Annotated in this window: 16 protein-coding genes; 9 read left to right on the plus strand and 7 right to left on the minus strand. The window is 53.8% G+C overall.

Going from position 1 to position 14,591, the window contains the following annotated elements; translation table 11 throughout:
• Window positions 1-14: 14 nt before the first annotated feature.
• Window positions 15-419, minus strand: coding sequence for a helix-turn-helix domain-containing protein (locus D3M70_RS01670; protein ID WP_218568398.1), 405 nt, complete (start codon window positions 417-419; stop codon window positions 15-17).
• Between the two features lie 95 nt (window positions 420-514).
• Between D3M70_RS01670 and D3M70_RS01675 the strand changes: the two genes are divergently transcribed.
• Window positions 515-1,438, plus strand: a complete 924-nt coding sequence (locus D3M70_RS01675) for an NADP-dependent oxidoreductase (protein ID WP_120123814.1) — start codon at window positions 515-517, stop codon at window positions 1,436-1,438.
• A gap of 69 nt (window positions 1,439-1,507) precedes the next feature.
• On the opposite strand, the gene D3M70_RS01680 is transcribed toward D3M70_RS01675, so the two are convergent.
• Window positions 1,508-2,488 carry a DMT family transporter gene (locus tag D3M70_RS01680; protein WP_256659664.1) on the minus strand — a complete coding sequence of 327 codons (981 nt, stop codon included), beginning with the start codon at window positions 2,486-2,488 and terminating at the stop codon, window positions 1,508-1,510.
• Window positions 2,489-2,622: 134 nt separating this feature from the next.
• On the opposite strand from D3M70_RS01680, the gene D3M70_RS01685 reads away from it, so the two are divergent.
• The 5 genes from D3M70_RS01685 to D3M70_RS01705 all read left to right on the plus strand — a co-directional run bounded on the left by D3M70_RS01685 (window position 2,623) and on the right by D3M70_RS01705 (window position 6,990).
• Window positions 2,623-3,117, plus strand: a complete 495-nt coding sequence (locus D3M70_RS01685) for an Lrp/AsnC family transcriptional regulator (protein WP_120123913.1) — start codon at window positions 2,623-2,625, stop codon at window positions 3,115-3,117.
• Window positions 3,118-3,352: 235 nt separating this feature from the next.
• A complete protein-coding gene (locus D3M70_RS01690) occupies window positions 3,353-3,901 on the plus strand; it encodes a TetR/AcrR family transcriptional regulator (RefSeq protein WP_120123817.1) in 549 nt (182 codons plus the stop codon).
• Between the two features lie 219 nt (window positions 3,902-4,120).
• Entirely contained in the window at window positions 4,121-4,984 is an 864-nt protein-coding gene (locus tag D3M70_RS01695) for an N-acyl homoserine lactonase family protein (RefSeq protein WP_120123819.1), read from the plus strand.
• Between the two features lie 119 nt (window positions 4,985-5,103).
• Window positions 5,104-6,327, plus strand: coding sequence for an MFS transporter (locus D3M70_RS01700; RefSeq protein ID WP_120123822.1), 1,224 nt, complete (start codon window positions 5,104-5,106; stop codon window positions 6,325-6,327).
• A gap of 171 nt (window positions 6,328-6,498) precedes the next feature.
• A complete protein-coding gene (locus tag D3M70_RS01705) occupies window positions 6,499-6,990 on the plus strand; it encodes a cupin domain-containing protein (RefSeq protein ID WP_120123824.1) in 492 nt (163 codons plus the stop codon).
• Window positions 6,991-7,036: 46 nt separating this feature from the next.
• Here the strand turns inward: D3M70_RS01705 and D3M70_RS01710 are convergent, their stop codons facing one another.
• On the minus strand, window positions 7,037-8,044 hold the full coding sequence (locus tag D3M70_RS01710) for a LysR family transcriptional regulator (RefSeq protein ID WP_120123914.1): 1,008 nt from the start codon (window positions 8,042-8,044) through the stop codon (window positions 7,037-7,039).
• A 43-nt stretch (window positions 8,045-8,087) separates the two neighbouring features.
• On the opposite strand from D3M70_RS01710, the gene D3M70_RS01715 reads away from it, so the two are divergent.
• Window positions 8,088-9,170 (plus strand): L-dopachrome tautomerase-related protein, encoded by a 1,083-nt coding sequence (locus D3M70_RS01715; RefSeq protein WP_120123825.1) that lies wholly within the window; start codon window positions 8,088-8,090, stop codon window positions 9,168-9,170.
• Between the two features lie 121 nt (window positions 9,171-9,291).
• Here the strand turns inward: D3M70_RS01715 and D3M70_RS01720 are convergent, their stop codons facing one another.
• The gene (locus D3M70_RS01720) at window positions 9,292-9,606 is read right to left on the minus strand and encodes a putative quinol monooxygenase (RefSeq protein ID WP_120123827.1); all 315 of its coding nucleotides are present in this window, start codon (window positions 9,604-9,606) and stop codon (window positions 9,292-9,294) included.
• Between the two features lie 38 nt (window positions 9,607-9,644).
• Window positions 9,645-10,637: a zinc-dependent alcohol dehydrogenase family protein gene (locus D3M70_RS01725; protein ID WP_120123828.1), complete on the minus strand. Its 993-nt coding sequence runs from the start codon at window positions 10,635-10,637 to the stop codon at window positions 9,645-9,647.
• Window positions 10,638-10,741: 104 nt separating this feature from the next.
• Here D3M70_RS01725 and D3M70_RS01730 point away from each other — a divergent pair, with 104 nt between their 5' ends.
• On the plus strand, window positions 10,742-11,635 hold the full coding sequence (locus D3M70_RS01730) for a LysR family transcriptional regulator (protein ID WP_120123830.1): 894 nt from the start codon (window positions 10,742-10,744) through the stop codon (window positions 11,633-11,635).
• 43 nt (window positions 11,636-11,678) lie between these two features.
• Here D3M70_RS01730 and D3M70_RS01735 read toward each other — a convergent pair whose 3' ends face one another.
• Window positions 11,679-12,530, minus strand: a complete 852-nt coding sequence (locus tag D3M70_RS01735) for a LysR substrate-binding domain-containing protein (protein ID WP_120123915.1) — start codon at window positions 12,528-12,530, stop codon at window positions 11,679-11,681.
• A gap of 153 nt (window positions 12,531-12,683) precedes the next feature.
• Between D3M70_RS01735 and D3M70_RS01740 the strand changes: the two genes are divergently transcribed.
• The gene (locus D3M70_RS01740; protein WP_120123832.1) at window positions 12,684-13,583 is read left to right on the plus strand and encodes an alpha/beta fold hydrolase; all 900 of its coding nucleotides are present in this window, start codon (window positions 12,684-12,686) and stop codon (window positions 13,581-13,583) included.
• A gap of 162 nt (window positions 13,584-13,745) precedes the next feature.
• On the opposite strand, the gene rclC is transcribed toward D3M70_RS01740, so the two are convergent.
• Window positions 13,746-14,357 carry a reactive chlorine resistance membrane protein RclC gene (gene rclC / locus D3M70_RS01745; RefSeq protein ID WP_120123833.1) on the minus strand — a complete coding sequence of 204 codons (612 nt, stop codon included), beginning with the start codon at window positions 14,355-14,357 and terminating at the stop codon, window positions 13,746-13,748.
• Window positions 14,358-14,591: the final 234 nt, after the last annotated feature.

The raw sequence follows: 14,591 nt of genomic DNA on the forward strand, positions 1-14,591 counted from the left end.
TGTGTGGCTGATAGTTAGCGTGAATGGACGGACGGCCTGGCCACGTCATGCTGTTGAGCGTCAAAGTTGCCCTGAGCGTGCAGCAGCTCAGCTTGGTGTAGACGAATCCAATCAAACAAAGCCTGCAGCGGGATTTCAAAGGATTTCCCCAACGGAGTGAGGCTGTACTCCACTGTCACGGGAGCGGTGTCGTTAACCCTACGATTGACCATCCCATTTCGCTCTAGGCCTCTTAAATTATGGGCGAGCATTTTCTGAGAAATACCCTCGATAGACCGGCGTATCTCATTGAATCGCAAAGGTCCCTTCAATAGTCCGTAAATAATCAACGTGACCCATTTATCGGTGACCTGCAAATCTGCAAGCAGCTCTCTGCCTTGGCAAGGCGCCAGGGAAATTGGAGTTTCTTTTGGCGGCACAGTAGTTACCTCCAGGTAACCTAGTTACGGACACGTGCCTAATTGTCGCCAGATTCTCATCGGATATTCTAGATTTTTATTACGGGTAACCGGTGATGGTTCAGACAATGAGAGCAGTGGTGGTTGAAGGTGAAGGTGGTCCGGAGCTGCTGCAGGTGCGCGAACTGAAACGGCCAGTAGCCGGACCTGGGGAAGTGGTGGTCAAAGTTGAATACGGATCGGTAAACGCCGTTGATCGGCGTGTCAGGGAGGGTTATCTGAGGGAGTATGCACCTCGCCCCTATACAGCCGGGTCAGATTTCTCAGGAGTCGTTGAGGAAGCTGGTGAGGGGGCAGATCTTCCACCCGGCACTCGTGTCTTCGGGGGGCTGATGCCGAACACTGGAGGCTACGCCGAATACGTCAAGATCGATGCCGTCAATCTTGCCCGCATTCCGGATAATGTCAGTTTCCAGCAGGCTGCTTCGTTGCCCGTAGCTGGCCTGACAGCGTGGTCGGCAATCATTGCTCTAGGGAAACTGGGGCCGGGCCAGAAAGTGCTCATTCAGGGCGCCTCTGGTGGCGTGGGTCATCTTGCAGTGCAGATGGCGCATCACTTGAAGGCACATGTCATTGGCGTGGCATCAGCACCAAACCTTGGTTTCGTACGATCACTTGGAGCCAACGAGGCGTTAAATTATGCGGATTCAAATTACACTCAATTGCTGAGTGATTTGGATTTGGTCATAGATGGCGTGAGTGCCGAGAGCATCGCTTCGATCTACCCTGCAGTGAAGCCTGGCGGACGAGTATTTAGCTTATTTGACCTGCCCCCTACTGCGCCTGATGGAGTGACCGCCGAGTTCCTTGCAGGCGGAACTGGACCTGGAACCGTGCGAGAAAAGCTCGAAAATCTGATCGACATGGTGAGTTCCGGGAGCCTGACTCCTTACATCTCCGAGATATTCGCCTTGGAGTTGGCCGGGCTCGCCCAAGAATCACCTCGCCGGGGTAAGGTTCTGATAAACCCACGATATTAATGTCACCTATTACCAACGGCGCTGAGCATCAATAGTTTTCACAGCTTGCGCGTTGTTGATCACACCCGCTCATTTGAGCGGGCTCGCGGAAGCTGTTTTTTTACGTGCTCCCATGCTGACGAACAGGATGCCTCCGGCGATGGCCACTACACCAATGGTCAGGGAGATTGTCATGTGTTCCCCGAGTGTGATGACCGATACCAACAATCCAACGATGGGCACACCAAGCATGGCTGAGGACATGCTTGTGGTGGATAGCCACATGCTCGCAGCGTTGACCGCACAGAAGCAAAAAGCAGTAGCGAGTGGGCCCACGAATAAGATGATTTCCCAGAAAGACCGGGAGCCATCACCTGTGAAGGGGCCCTCGATCATATGAGCGAGAACGAGCAACGGAACCGCCGCAATACACATTTGCCAAGGGGCGAGCTGATAGGCGCTGGATTTTCCTTTGTAATGGCGCAAATGGAGAATGCAGAGTGCCCAGCAGAATGATGCAGCGAGCAGTAAAAGATTCGCCTTCATAACGGCGTGATCACCCCAGTCGAGCGCCAAGGGATTGAACAACATCGAGACTCCCACGATCCCCAGAAGCGTTCCGAAAAGTTGCGATCGGCTCAGCCTTTCCTTGAAGAAAAACACAGCAGCCGGCGTGACCCACAGAGGGGTGGTATACGCGAGCACGGCGGATCGGCCAGCAGGGATTTCTGCCATGGCAATCGATCCCAGGACGGTGAAAGCCAACATCTGCAGTAAACCCACGCTAAGCAGCAGTGGGATGTCTTGCCGGCTCGGCAGCTTGAGGGTACCGGTCAATAGTTGTAAGGCAAACAATGTCGCGGCACCGGTCACGAATCGTGCTGCTGAAAACCAAATTGGAGTGATGTGAGACAGCCCGGATTTCATGACCGGCCAATTGGCTCCCCAAATCAGGATGGCAACGACCAGTAAGGTCACGCCCTTGGTCCGGTTGGAGAAGACGGTTACACCCATTGCCTGTTGCGGGCTTGTGACGCCGGTGCCGCTACAGTGATCGCTCGTGTTTCTCATTGCCCTATCCCCACAAGTGTGATGAAGATATTTTAAATTGCGGACGCCAGAGAAATTCTCTGAAGTCCGAAGCAACACGAGCTGTGTCAGTAAAAAAATTCTTTGAAAATAGCTTTTTGGAGATTAATTTCCTTATGACCCGATTGGACAGGACTGACATCAACATCCTAAACATGTTGCAGGATGATGCCCGGATCACTAACGCTGAACTGGCTCGTTCGGTCAATCTATCGCCCACGCCGTGCTTCAACAGAGTCAAGGCGATGCAGGAGAAAGGGTTGATCCGTCAGCAGGTGACTCTTTTGGATCCAGAACCCCTAGGCCTTCACTTGAACGTGTTTATCCACGTCAGTCTCGAAAAGCAGGTGATTGAGGTATTGGCTCGATTCGAGGCCGCAATTGCCGAACGTCCCGAGGTCATGGAATGCTATTTGATGTCCGGCGATGCTGACTACCTAATCAGGGTGCTCGTCTCGTCGATTCAAGATCTGGAGCGTTTTATCCTGGAGCACCTCAGCAAAATCCCGGGAGTCGCCAACATTCGCTCCAGCTTTGCGCTAAAGCAGGTGAGGTACAAGACCGCGCTTCCGTTGCCTCCGAATGGTATGACCCTATTGAGCAAGCGCTGACAATATTTTCTAGAGCCTTGCACGAGATCAGTATGTTGGCCTAAGTCATGGATGTTGGTTCACCGCCCTGTTCTTAGCAGTGGCGCCCTCTGCTATGTCGATGGGACAGTCGAGGAATCAACGAGATAGATCAGCCGATATTTTTCGCTCAGTCCCCGCTGGCTACATCTCTCAAAGAAACGGTATGATATCAAACCGATCGGTTCTTTAAGTTTTTCAACTCGCGAGATGTGTCATGGGCAGACCCCGAAAATTCAGTCGAGAAGAAGTGCTCGAAAAGGCGCTCCCGGTGTTTTGGAAACATGGATTTGCTGGGACGTCCCTGCAGCATTTGGAGCAGGCTACCGGGGTTAATAAATCAGGCCTGTACTCTGAGTTTCGAGACAAGGAAGACCTGTTTTTCAACGCTCTTGCTTACTACTACCAGCACAGAGGAGCACCTGAAATTCTGAGCGCACAACCTCTGGGGTGGGCCAATATTGAAAGCTTTTTGCGGCTGGGAGAAAGGCAAGAAAATGGGTGCACCGGGTGTTTTTCGGTCAACGCGCTGCGTGAAATCTCGACCCTGTCCGACGGCATACGCCAGCTTTTGATCGACAGCCACCGTCGCTTGATGCCTGAGGTGGTGGCGAACGTGCAAGCGGAGCAAACCAGGCTCCCGGCCGAGCTAATCGCCGACTTGGTGATGGTGTTCTTTTCTGGCGTTTGTGTTGAGAGCAGTCTGCAGACCAAGGACGCAGTCGATCCTGTCGGCCACTTCATGCAAGCGGTAAAGCTGCTTTAAATTATTTTGAACGGATCGGTTTTTTATCTTGCCGACTCGCTGCTGGTAACCTATATTGAACCGGTCGGTTCTAAATAGTCTAGTGCCGCTCAAAGACCGGATCTGTCTGTCCTTTCCGGTTTTTCCATAACCCAGTTCATTTTCGGTCCCGTCGAGTGCTCAAAACTCGACGTTGGCGAAGCCTTGCCTCGATTAAGGGCAACCAGCAGGAGAATTACCATGGCGTTGAAAATTCATCCCATCAATCTCGGCAACATGCAGCTCGACTCCAGTGGCCTGGTCCTGTTCCGTAACCCAGGTGAAACGGTGACGATTCCTGTTTTGGGATTTCTTATTACTGGTGGTGAGGAGCCGATTTTGGTGGACACTGGTTCGCGAAGCATCGAGCAGTACGCCGCTTTCGGTCTGCCTTACGAAGTAACTCCAGAGATGACACTTGAGTATCACCTTGCGCAACACGGTATGCGCATGAAGGACATCCGCCACATCCTCCATACCCATGCCCACATCGACCACGTCGGCATGACGGATCTCTTCCCCATGGCAACCACCGTAGGCATCTCGCGCCGCGAGCTGGAGTTCGCAGCTTCCGGAATTATGGGCCCGCTGATGTACACCGCGGCCGACACCAAGCATCTGATTGATCGTCTGCATACTCGTGGTGCGATTCGTTTGTTCGATGTCGACGGCACTTTTGAAGAAGAGGTCATTCCCGGAGTCGCTGTTCGCCTTTCGGGTGGCCATACCCCAGGCTCCCTGTCGATCCTCGTCGAGACAGACGAAGGTATGGCTAACATCTGTGGTGATATTGCCTACAACCTCCAGGACCAATTGATTGACCCGATCCTTGATCAGGCCGCGCACGAGCCAACTATTACTGCGAACCGTGCAATGTCGACTCTTGAAGAAAAGAAAGCGCTCAAGCGCGCCCTTGCGGACAGCAAGTTCTTGCTGCCTAGCCACGACGTCCCAGCGCTTATTCGTAACGGGAAAGTAGTGGGCGTGATGAACGATGCGATTTCCAATCCCAAGGCCGATGTAACCCACGCTGCCAATTACACCCTGATTGAAGGCAAGGCATGACGGCAGTCGTTACTGCATCCGCTCGCCCTTGGCGAGCGGTACGTTTCGCGGTGGGCATGGCGATATTTGGTTTCGGCGCATGCCTGTTGATCAGTGGACTTTGATGAGTTGAATTCGCCATGACTGAGATTTCGCTTTCCAGGGTATCTGGCGGTGCTGAGCCGCACCAAAGGCTGTCCCCTCGAGTACGGTTCTGTCTACTGGCGTCGATCACGCTTTCATTTCTTGCAGGTTCCAGCGTCCCAACTCCGATCTATCCCATTTATCAAAGCGCTTGGCACTTTTCGGCGGTCGTCATTACGATCATATTTAGTGTCTATGCGCTTTCGGTTCTGGCCGCTTTGCTGGTATTCGGCAGGGTGTCGGATTACATCGGTCGGCGCCCTGTCTTGCTGGTGACGACGGCTATGCAAGTTGTGGCCATGTATTCACTGGGCACGGCGTCGGGACTGGGGGAGTTGATAGCCGGACGTGTGCTTCAGGGGCTGTCCACAGGCGCCGCCGTGTCGGCGGTCGGTGCGGGACTGATTCAGCTTCACGCCCAGCGTGGCGCGATCGCGAATGCAATTGCGCCCGTGAGCGGAAGCGCAATCGGTGCACTGTTGGGAAGTGTGATGGTGCAATTCGTACCCTTTCCCACGCATACGGTGTTTGCCGTTCTTGCTGGCATACTGATCGTCCAGTTCATAGGACTGGTGCTGTTGAGAGATACGCAACCCGCCCGCCCCGGAGCGCTGCGCTCTCTGGTTCCTCAATTCAGCGTGCCCACCCAGGTACGCTCCGCCATGCTGATCGCAGCATCGGTTTTCATTGCCGGGTGGGCAGTTGCCGGCTTTTATGCATCGCTTGGCCCCGCCCTTATCAAGCATGTCTTTGAAGTCTCTTCGTCATCGATAGGCGGCTTGGCACTGGCTACGTTTTCAGGGAGCGGGGTGGCAGCAATCCTTGCATTGCGATCACGATCGGCCCGCACATTCGCTTGGGTTGGAAGCCTGGCACTTATGATCGGGATGGTTACTGTCTTGATCTCATTGCAATTCAAATCCTTCGCGTTTTTCTTCTACGGCATTGGTATTGCCGGCATGGGATTTGGAGCGGGATTTCAAGGCGGTATCCGTATGGTCGTTGCCGCAGCGGCCCCTGTAGAACTGGCGGGTGTGCTGTCTGTTTCTTTCCTGTGCTGCTATCTGGGCATGGGAGTTCCCGCGATTGCAGCGGGATATGAGGTGGCCAAAGGCGCCGACATCATGGTTACCGCGCAGTTGTTTGGCGCGGTGATTGTGATGCTGGCCGCACTCGCCGTCGTGGGGCTTATCTGGACACGAGCTGTCAAAGTGGGTTGAGCACCGTGGAAGGCTCAACGGAGGGTTATCCCACCATTGAGCCCGTCCTCTCATAAGACTTGACAGTCATTTTCCGCGATATACAGAAAGAGTTAAGGATCCAGCCCTATTTATGGTGATCTGTAGCGACGGGGATACTACAGGTCACTTAACTTAGTATCAGGTTACCCCATGAAAGCATTCGCATTTTCCCTGTTCGCCTGCGCCATGACGTTGAGCGGCGCAACTTTAGCGGCCGAGACACTGATAACCAATGCGCCAGGCAAAGGAGAGCAGCCAACAATCTCTCCATTCCGTCATACCCTTCCCGAGCTGTACGATTTTCGCCAAATCCCGATCGAGCAGATGGGCGCGGGCATCACGCGTCAGACCGTTCACAATGGGCAGAGCACAATGGCCAAATGGGTATTTGCGAAAGGCGCGGTAGTGCCTCTCCACCATCACGCCAACGAACAGATCACTTGGATCACTGCTGGCTCAGTAGAAGTTTTTTCTCAAGGCAAACGTTACATCGTGAAGGCAGGCGGCGTTATTGTCTTCCCGCCGAACGTCCCTCATGAGTTCCACTCTTTGGAGGAAGGCACGGTCGATATCGACATCTTCACTCCTCAGCGCCAAGACTGGATTGACGGGACCGCGAGCTACATTAAACCGGCATCCTGAAAATCTGAATAATTGTCCTTTTCCAAAGCCGAGAAGGACAATCCATTCATTCAGTGAGCACCGTCTTCCCTTCGACATCATTTACTCCATCGGCGGGCCGCATCTGCATTTCATCGCATTTCATTGCCAGAAATGTTCGCAGCTTCTGTATGGCCGGCGTAAGGGAATGGCGATGGGCACACACCATTTGCAGCGGTGCTGGTTGGCCAATCCCCCCAGGGAATAGCTCAACCAAATTACCGGCCCGCAGATCCGCACTCACATCGATTCGTGATTTGTAAAGGATGCCAGCGCCGGCTACCCCCCAGCGGCGGACCACGTCCGCGTCGTCGCTAATACGATCTCCTGTGATCGCAACGGTTTTGATGCCCTCTGGCAGATGAAATGTCCACCGCTCATATGTTTGCTCACTCATCACAAAGCGCAGACAGTTGTGCTTGGCCAGGTCTTCCAGCGTTTCAGGCGCTCCGCAACGGGCGACGTATTCGGGCGAGGCACATACTGTGCGGGTGTTATAGGGTGCAAGTGGCAGAGCGATGAGGCTCGAGTCTGCAAGTTGCCCATAGCGAATGCTCACGTCGATCTGGTCGGTAAAAAAGTCGGCGATCTGATCGCTAATTCGCAGCTGCAGCTGAATCCGAGGATGCTCTTTTTGGAACTCATTCAGCCAAGGCAGAAGTACGTTGCGACCCAAATCCGAGGGCATCGACAAGCGAATCGGGCCAGAGATGTCAATGCGGCCCTCATCCAGTGCCATCTCCCCGCCCGTCATTGCGGTCAAGGCAGCCTCGGCGTATGGCAAATACCGCTCTCCATCTTCAGAAACACGCAGGCGTCTGGTAGACCTGACAAACAACCGAACTCCTAGGCCCGTCTCCAGCCGCTGAATCGCAGAACTCGCAAACGCGGGTGAGGTATCCAGCAAGCGAGCGGCTGCGGAAAAACTACCGAGCTTCACGGTGGTGACAAAGACCTGAAGGTCATCGAGTCGGACAATTTTCTTCATAACGCTGAAATTGATTCGTTTGAATGGGCGATTTTCAGCGTATCTCATGCAGATGATCATTGCTTCGTCTTTTTCATAGGAGCGATAGGCAATGAATATATTGAGACGTAAATGGCTATACCCCGTTGTTCTAACAGCATTCGCAGGCTTGGCCCAGGCTGCGGATAAACAGTTGGAAGTCATCGCTGAAACCCATGATGCAATCTGGAATGCTGTCGCCGTGGACGACGCTGATGGAGTGTACGTAGCGGGCCCTAAATGGACTGGAATGAAGGGACCATCCGTCTCCAAACTTGACGCTAATCGTCGTCCCCAGCCGTTCCCAGATGCCCGTTGGAACAGCGACAACGCGTCAGTTCCGGTTTCCGAGCGCTTCATCAACGTCAACGCCCTGCATAGGGATGCTCATGGCCAATTGTGGATCGTCGATGCGGGTGTGTCGGATTTTGGTGGCCACGTGATTCCCGGCGCCGCCAAGCTGGTCGTGGTGGATCTACAATCAGGTAAGGCGACGAAAGTTATTACTTTCACGTCAGATGTTTTAAAGGACGGCAGTTACATCGACGATATACGTTTCAGTGGTGATCACGCTTACCTCACAGATGCCGGAGTTCCGGGGATAATTGTGCTCGACCTCGCGAGCGCGAACATGCGCCGAGTGCTTGATACTAGCCCAGCAGTGAGGGCTCCCGTCGACCGAGATATTGTGCTTAGCGGTAAGGTGGTAAGGGCTCCAAACGGTGAAGCACTGCGAGTTAACTCGGATCCCCTAGAGACGAGTCACGACGGTAAATGGCTGTATTTTGCCGCGCTAGAAGGCCCTTGGTACAAGATTGAAACTCGCTGGCTGAACGACTCTTCGCTTTCTCCTGCTGAGTTAGCTGAGAAGGTGGAGTTTTGGCGCGACCTGCCACCGGTTGGCGGGACGGCGCTGGATAAACAGGGCAACTTCTACTTCAGTGACCTTGCGACCGATACGGTAAAACGCTTAAGTCCATCCGGAAAAACAGAGACGGTAGCTTCTGATCCCAGCCTCCACTGGGTGGATGCACCAACTTTCGACAGCCAAGGCAGAATCTATTTGCCAGCGGCCCAAGTGGATCGTGTGGCACTCTTCAACGGGGGCGTTTCCCGAATCCAATGGCCTCTGCGTGTCTATCGGCTTAAGCCTTGAGCGTGAGCAGCAGCTCGAGATAAATGACTCGCACTTGGAGGATTCTGGCTTTTCCAGTTGACCATCCCGATGAGCCTTTTTCAGATAGCGAAAAGGCTCATCGGGTAAGCGGGGTCAGCCTCTAGACAACCAGGTCAAGAATCCTGACTTCGAGCGGTGCCGAGAGTAGCGGTTCTGCGATCTTCAGGAAGTGTTGGAAATGTGCCGAAGAGGCATGATCGTCCAGAGCTTCATCGTCACGCCAGATCTCGTAAACGATCAGAACGGAGGGATCTTCGCGATCCACGTGCAGGTCATAACGCACGCAACCAGATTCTTGCCGGGACAAAGGCACCAGTGCTTTGAGAGCACTGAGCAGTTTGTCTTCCGATCCTTTAGCTGCTTTCAAGGTTGCGACTAGATAAAGCAGTGCCTGGGTTTGCGAATTAGTGCTCATCGAATGAAATCCTTCAGGTAGGGATAGTTGAAATCGGACTATCGCGCGATGACGATTTTGCCGATGGCTTTGGATGATTCGAGTCGGTCATGAGCAGCGCCGGCGCCTTCACGTGTGAAGGGGTAGCTTTGGTCGATTAGAGGTCGGATCAAGCCTCTATCTACGAGAGCCGAAATCCTTCTCAAAATATCCCCATGATGCTGGCGGTTCACGTTGTGGATGATCTGGATCGGCATGAACACCAGGTCGAGTTTAAGGCCTTTGAAGTGCATGTCGGTCAAGTCATAGGTGTCATACCCGATGATCGAAATGACGTGCCCTTTGAGCTTCGCCGCTTTGAGTGAATTCTGCAGGACTTCGCCACCGAAGGTGTCGAACACGGTGTCAAAACCTTTGCCGCCGGTAATGCGCTGGCTGTACTGGTCAGGCGCCTCGTGGGTATAGAGGGCGATTTCGTCGGCTCCAAGCTTTCGGGCAATCTCAGCTTTTTCTTCGGTCGAAACCGTCGTGCTCACGCGAGCCCCCATCGCCTTGGCCAACTGAATTGCTATGTGGCCAACGCCTCCTGTGCCTCCGTGAATCAGTACGTCGTCCATGGGTTTGATCGAGGCGCGGTCAACCAAGGCCTCCCAAGCAGTAATCGATACCAGCGGCAGTGCAGCGGCCTGCGCAAAGGACAACCATTCGGGCTTGATGGCTATCAGGTCCGCATCGGCTTCCATCTGCTCGGCAAGCGCTCCAGGGATTCCCACAACGCCGCCAGCGCAGCCATACACAGCGTCGCCGACCTTGAACTTTGTTACACCTTCGCCAACAGCGCTGATGATGCCCGCGACATCCATATGGAGAACTGCTGGGAACGTCAGACCTGCCGTACCCTCACTCCCTTGGCGTATTTTTGTGTCGACTGGATTGACGCTGGTAGCCTGCACATCGATGACAACGTGCCCAGGTCGGGCTTGCACATCAGGCAATTCGAGATCTTCAAAGACTTGAGAATCACCATGACGGGTGATGACGATAGCTTTCATCATTGCTCCAGAATTCAATTAACAATTTCTGGAAAATTATCATCGAGCGCTTGGAACTAATAGGCGACAATGGTTCCGTCTTTCGGTCCTAAAGGTTGCGAATCATGCTGGACTCTATCGATGAGCTCCGCTTCTTCGTGGAGGTTTATGCGACTCGCTCAATCCGCGCCGCGGCTGACAGCTTGGGCATTACCCCTGCAGGCGGCAGTAAAAGGTTACAGAGTCTCGAAGATCGCATTGGCCAGCGCCTATTCAACCGCACCACTCGGCAGTTAAGCCCAACCACCTATGGTGAACAGTTTCACCAGCACGTGACAAGCATCATCAAGAGCGTTGATGCTGCTCAGCGGGCTCTATCCGAAGGTTCTGGTGTATCTGGCCGACTTCGCATTACGTCGTCAGCCACATTCGCCGGCAGCTACCTGTCTGAAGTAGTGAGCAGCTACCTGGGGCGTTATCCAGAGGTCTCGATTGAACTCGACTTGACGGACCGCATGGTTGATTTGGTCGCAGAGGGCGTGGACCTAGCTATCCGCTATGGTGCGCTGGAAGATTCGACGCTGATCGCACAGCTAATTTCACCCTGCAGACGTCTGGTTTGTGCTTCACCTGAATACTGGCGGCATCATGGGATGCCTTCGTGCCCAGAAGATTTGAAAGCCCTCGATGCGCTAATCATTTCTGGCCAAGACCGATGGGTATTCGCTAAAGACGCACAACAACACACTGTTCGCGTACGAGGCAGCTTTACGGCCACTATGGGAGAGGTAGTCCGGCATATGGCTATCGATGGGCATGGGCTTGCGATGCTTGCTGACTGGCATGTCGCGCAAGATTTGAAAGCGGGTCGTCTGGTTGAAGCCTTGCCGGACTGGACGGTAGAGCCGCCTATTGGGATTTTTGCGGTTTATCCCTCCCGGGAAAATCTCTCAGCAGCGGTGCGAAGCTTCATTTCGCACCTGAAAGAGCAGGTGAAGAATCGACCATTGTTTTCATGAAATCTGCGTTCTGGCGATACTCCACGTTGCCGATTGTCATGAGTCATTGAGGCATGAAACGCCGATGCTTACCAACGTCCTGGACAGACTCTACCAAGGCTTGGGCGACATCATTGGTGCGGTTAAAAAATGCGTAGAAACGCGCAGTTCCCAGTGGCGGCAGACCGTCTTTTTTATCCAACTCCCTCAACCCTTCTCGTAGTTGGCTCCGAGCAATTGGCGTCACCGCAAACCCGGCGAGCGCAGCTGAAATACAGCCCGCCATACTGCTGCTTTCAAAGGCCAGGCGCCAAGGCCGTTTGGAACGTGACAACGCTTGGAGTGCCGCTTCTCGGTACACGCAAGGCTCAGGAAACATTGCCAAAGGATAGGGAAAGTCGCCTTCCAGATTAGCTCTTGAGCTGTAAGCCCATATCAACGGCTCCTCCCATAGCAGCTCGCCTTGATCGTCAATCTTCCTGCATTGCTTACCGAACACCACATCCAGCTGACCTAGCTGCTGTTGCTGTAACAGGTCGGAGGTGATCCCAACCTTCAACTCGACCGAGGCTTTTGGATGAGTTCGACTGAATGACTGAAGCACGTCGGCCAGCCAAGTCCCAGCAAAATCCTCGGATGAGCCCACCCTAACGCGACCCTGGATATATGAGCCACGGAGCTTTGCTCGTATTTCTCTTTCGAGGCTAAGAATGTTGCGGGCGTAGCTGTAAAGCATTTCACCTTCTGGTGTCAGTGCCATGCTGCGGGTAGTTCGCTCGAGCAGCTTTACACCGATGTCGCTTTCAAGGCGCTTGATATGCCCGCTCACGGCTGAGGCTGTGACCGCCAGAAGTTCTGCGGCTGAGGCGAAGCTGCTGGCATCTACAACCGTGATGAACGTGCGTAGCAGGGACATATCGAGGGAGGCTGATAAGGGCGCGGTAGGCAGGTCGACGAGCACGGGAATTCCTTTTGAAACGTTGATAATAGATGGCTATTTATCATGAATAATTATTAATTTAGAAGGTAGGCTTCGTGATAGTCAATCATGCAAACCGTAAGGACTGTTATGAAGTACTCGTTCATTTCGATCGATCAGCTGAACATTGGTTACCTTGAATGGAATCCCGATTCAACGGACGTTGCCGTGCTGGTGCACGGTTGGCCGGATAGCGCTGAAACCTGGCTGGGAACTGCCGGCCACCTGGCTGCTCAAGGCTATAGAGTGTTGGCGCCTGCACTTCGAGGTTTTGCGCCGACCACATTTCAAGATCCTTCCACTCCGCGCACAGGTGCGCTGTCCTCGTTGGGCGTCGACCTCTTGGGTTTCATTGATGCGATGAAGTTGGAGCGCCCGATACTCATGGGGCATGACTGGGGTGCTCGTGCCGTTGCTAACGCCTGCGGGATCCGAGAGGGGGTGGCTAGCGCCTTGGTGATGCTCTCTGTGGGGTATGGCACGAACGATCCCAATCAAGCCATATCGCTGCAACAGGCTCGGAACTATTGGTACCACTGGTTCATGGCGACGCCGCGTGGAGGCCTGACGGTTGAGAACGATCGCTATACCTTTGCGAGGATGATGTGGGACACCTGGTCTCCCCCAGGCTGGTACAGCGAGGCGGATTTTGAAACAGCCTGCAAGGCTTTCGATTCCCCTGATTGGGCCGAAGTGGTTCTGCATTCGTACCGGCACCGCTGGGGCTTTGCCAAAGGCGACGCCCACTCAGATCTCATTGACGCGAAATTGACTCCAGCACCACAATTGTCCGTACCAACGTTAGTGCTGCACGGTGGCGCAGACACCTGTAATCATCCCGATAGCTCCAAGGGAAAAGAAAAATTTTTTACAGGTCAGTATGAGCGGCGGGTGCTTGAAGACGTTGGTCACTTTCCTCAGCGTGAAGCCCCCAAACTGGTCGCTACCGAAATTTTGAAGTTTCTTGAGGCTGTTCGCCCCAATCCCTAACAGCCATTTGCTGAACCCGGCTCAATCGAGCCGGGCTTGCTCAGCGCTCCTGAAGCGTTTGTAACATGGGTGTTCTTTTCCAGCGTGGTCAGGTGAATCTCTATGGCCTGCTAGTCAAGATCTGCGGTGGCATGAGGCTGGAGGTAGCCTGAGGACGTCGCCTCAAACGGTGTGAATTTGATACGGCTTCGGTGCGGACCTTTCTTGGAGCAACTGGCGAGCTGAGTCGGCAATCATGACTATCGCCCCTGCCAGCATGAGTACGTCCTTGAGAACCAGTCTTCCGCCTCCCGACAAGTAAGGGAAGCCGAAGTTTGCGTCACCCGAGTTAGCGACCCACGCCTCTGGGGTCGTTACAAGAAAGGACAGTGTGACAAGAGGGGTAAGAAACGCGAGTATTGATCCAACCATTCCCAAGCGTGGGGAAAAAGCATAATACAGCACCAACAAGCCAATCAGAATTTCGACCGTGCCAAGCCCATCTGAGAACGCATAGGTGTGATTTTCCGTCTGCCACAGACGCTTGGCAGGATCGAGCTGGCCTTCATGAGTCAGATGTTCTTTGTACTCGGCAGGATGAGCATAAAAAAACGACATGACAGGACTGTTGGCCACGAATGGAGTGATGCTGTCAGCTTCGTAGGGCACGAACTTTAGTGCGCCGATCCATATGAAGATAATCGCCACCCCGATCCGGATCAGGTGAATTCCCAGCTTATCGAGGCGGGTTGCTTCGTTCAGCAGCTTGTGAGTGAGAGTGTTCTGAGTGTTCATAGCAAAGTCCCATGTGTTTTGATGGGCTTAGCTTGTTGCCTGGAGGGAGTGCAAGTCCTACGTGATCCGCTCAATTCCTTGCGCGATCGTCTCATCATTTAAGTCAGGTCGGTGCGCTGATTAGGGCGCATGGCTGCGCATTTCCAGCAATGTGCGGGACCAGACGTCTCTGCGTCGATACGCCCATCTGCGCCGCTAGGAAAAGCTATTGAGCATGTGAACGCTGTGGGATTG

The sequence above is a fragment of the Pseudomonas sp. LS-2 genome (genome assembly GCF_003605735.1).
Classification (GTDB): Bacteria; Pseudomonadota; Gammaproteobacteria; order Pseudomonadales; family Pseudomonadaceae; genus Aquipseudomonas.

Bases quoted from the DNA above. Each gene is read 5' to 3' on its own strand.
- D3M70_RS01715 (WP_120123825.1), top strand. From the start codon at position 8,088: ATGAATATATTGAGACGTAAATGGCTATACCCCGTTGTTCTAACAGCA.
- D3M70_RS01710 (WP_120123914.1), bottom strand. From the start codon at position 8,044: ATGAGATACGCTGAAAATCGCCCATTCAAACGAATCAATTTCAGCGTT.
- D3M70_RS01720 (WP_120123827.1), bottom strand. From the start codon at position 9,606: ATGAGCACTAATTCGCAAACCCAGGCACTGCTTTATCTAGTCGCAACC.
- D3M70_RS01690 (WP_120123817.1), top strand. From the start codon at position 3,353: ATGGGCAGACCCCGAAAATTCAGTCGAGAAGAAGTGCTCGAAAAGGCG.
- D3M70_RS01685 (WP_120123913.1), top strand. From the start codon at position 2,623: ATGACCCGATTGGACAGGACTGACATCAACATCCTAAACATGTTGCAG.
- D3M70_RS01700 (WP_120123822.1), top strand. From the start codon at position 5,104: ATGACTGAGATTTCGCTTTCCAGGGTATCTGGCGGTGCTGAGCCGCAC.
- D3M70_RS01695 (WP_120123819.1), top strand. From the start codon at position 4,121: ATGGCGTTGAAAATTCATCCCATCAATCTCGGCAACATGCAGCTCGAC.
- D3M70_RS01705 (WP_120123824.1), top strand. From the start codon at position 6,499: ATGAAAGCATTCGCATTTTCCCTGTTCGCCTGCGCCATGACGTTGAGC.
- D3M70_RS01675 (WP_120123814.1), top strand. From the start codon at position 515: ATGGTTCAGACAATGAGAGCAGTGGTGGTTGAAGGTGAAGGTGGTCCG.
- D3M70_RS01740 (WP_120123832.1), top strand. From the start codon at position 12,684: ATGAAGTACTCGTTCATTTCGATCGATCAGCTGAACATTGGTTACCTT.
- D3M70_RS01680 (WP_256659664.1), bottom strand. From the start codon at position 2,488: ATGAGAAACACGAGCGATCACTGTAGCGGCACCGGCGTCACAAGCCCG.
- D3M70_RS01725 (WP_120123828.1), bottom strand. From the start codon at position 10,637: ATGAAAGCTATCGTCATCACCCGTCATGGTGATTCTCAAGTCTTTGAA.
- D3M70_RS01730 (WP_120123830.1), top strand. From the start codon at position 10,742: ATGCTGGACTCTATCGATGAGCTCCGCTTCTTCGTGGAGGTTTATGCG.
- rclC (WP_120123833.1), bottom strand. From the start codon at position 14,357: ATGAACACTCAGAACACTCTCACTCACAAGCTGCTGAACGAAGCAACC.
- D3M70_RS01735 (WP_120123915.1), bottom strand. From the start codon at position 12,530: ATGTCCCTGCTACGCACGTTCATCACGGTTGTAGATGCCAGCAGCTTC.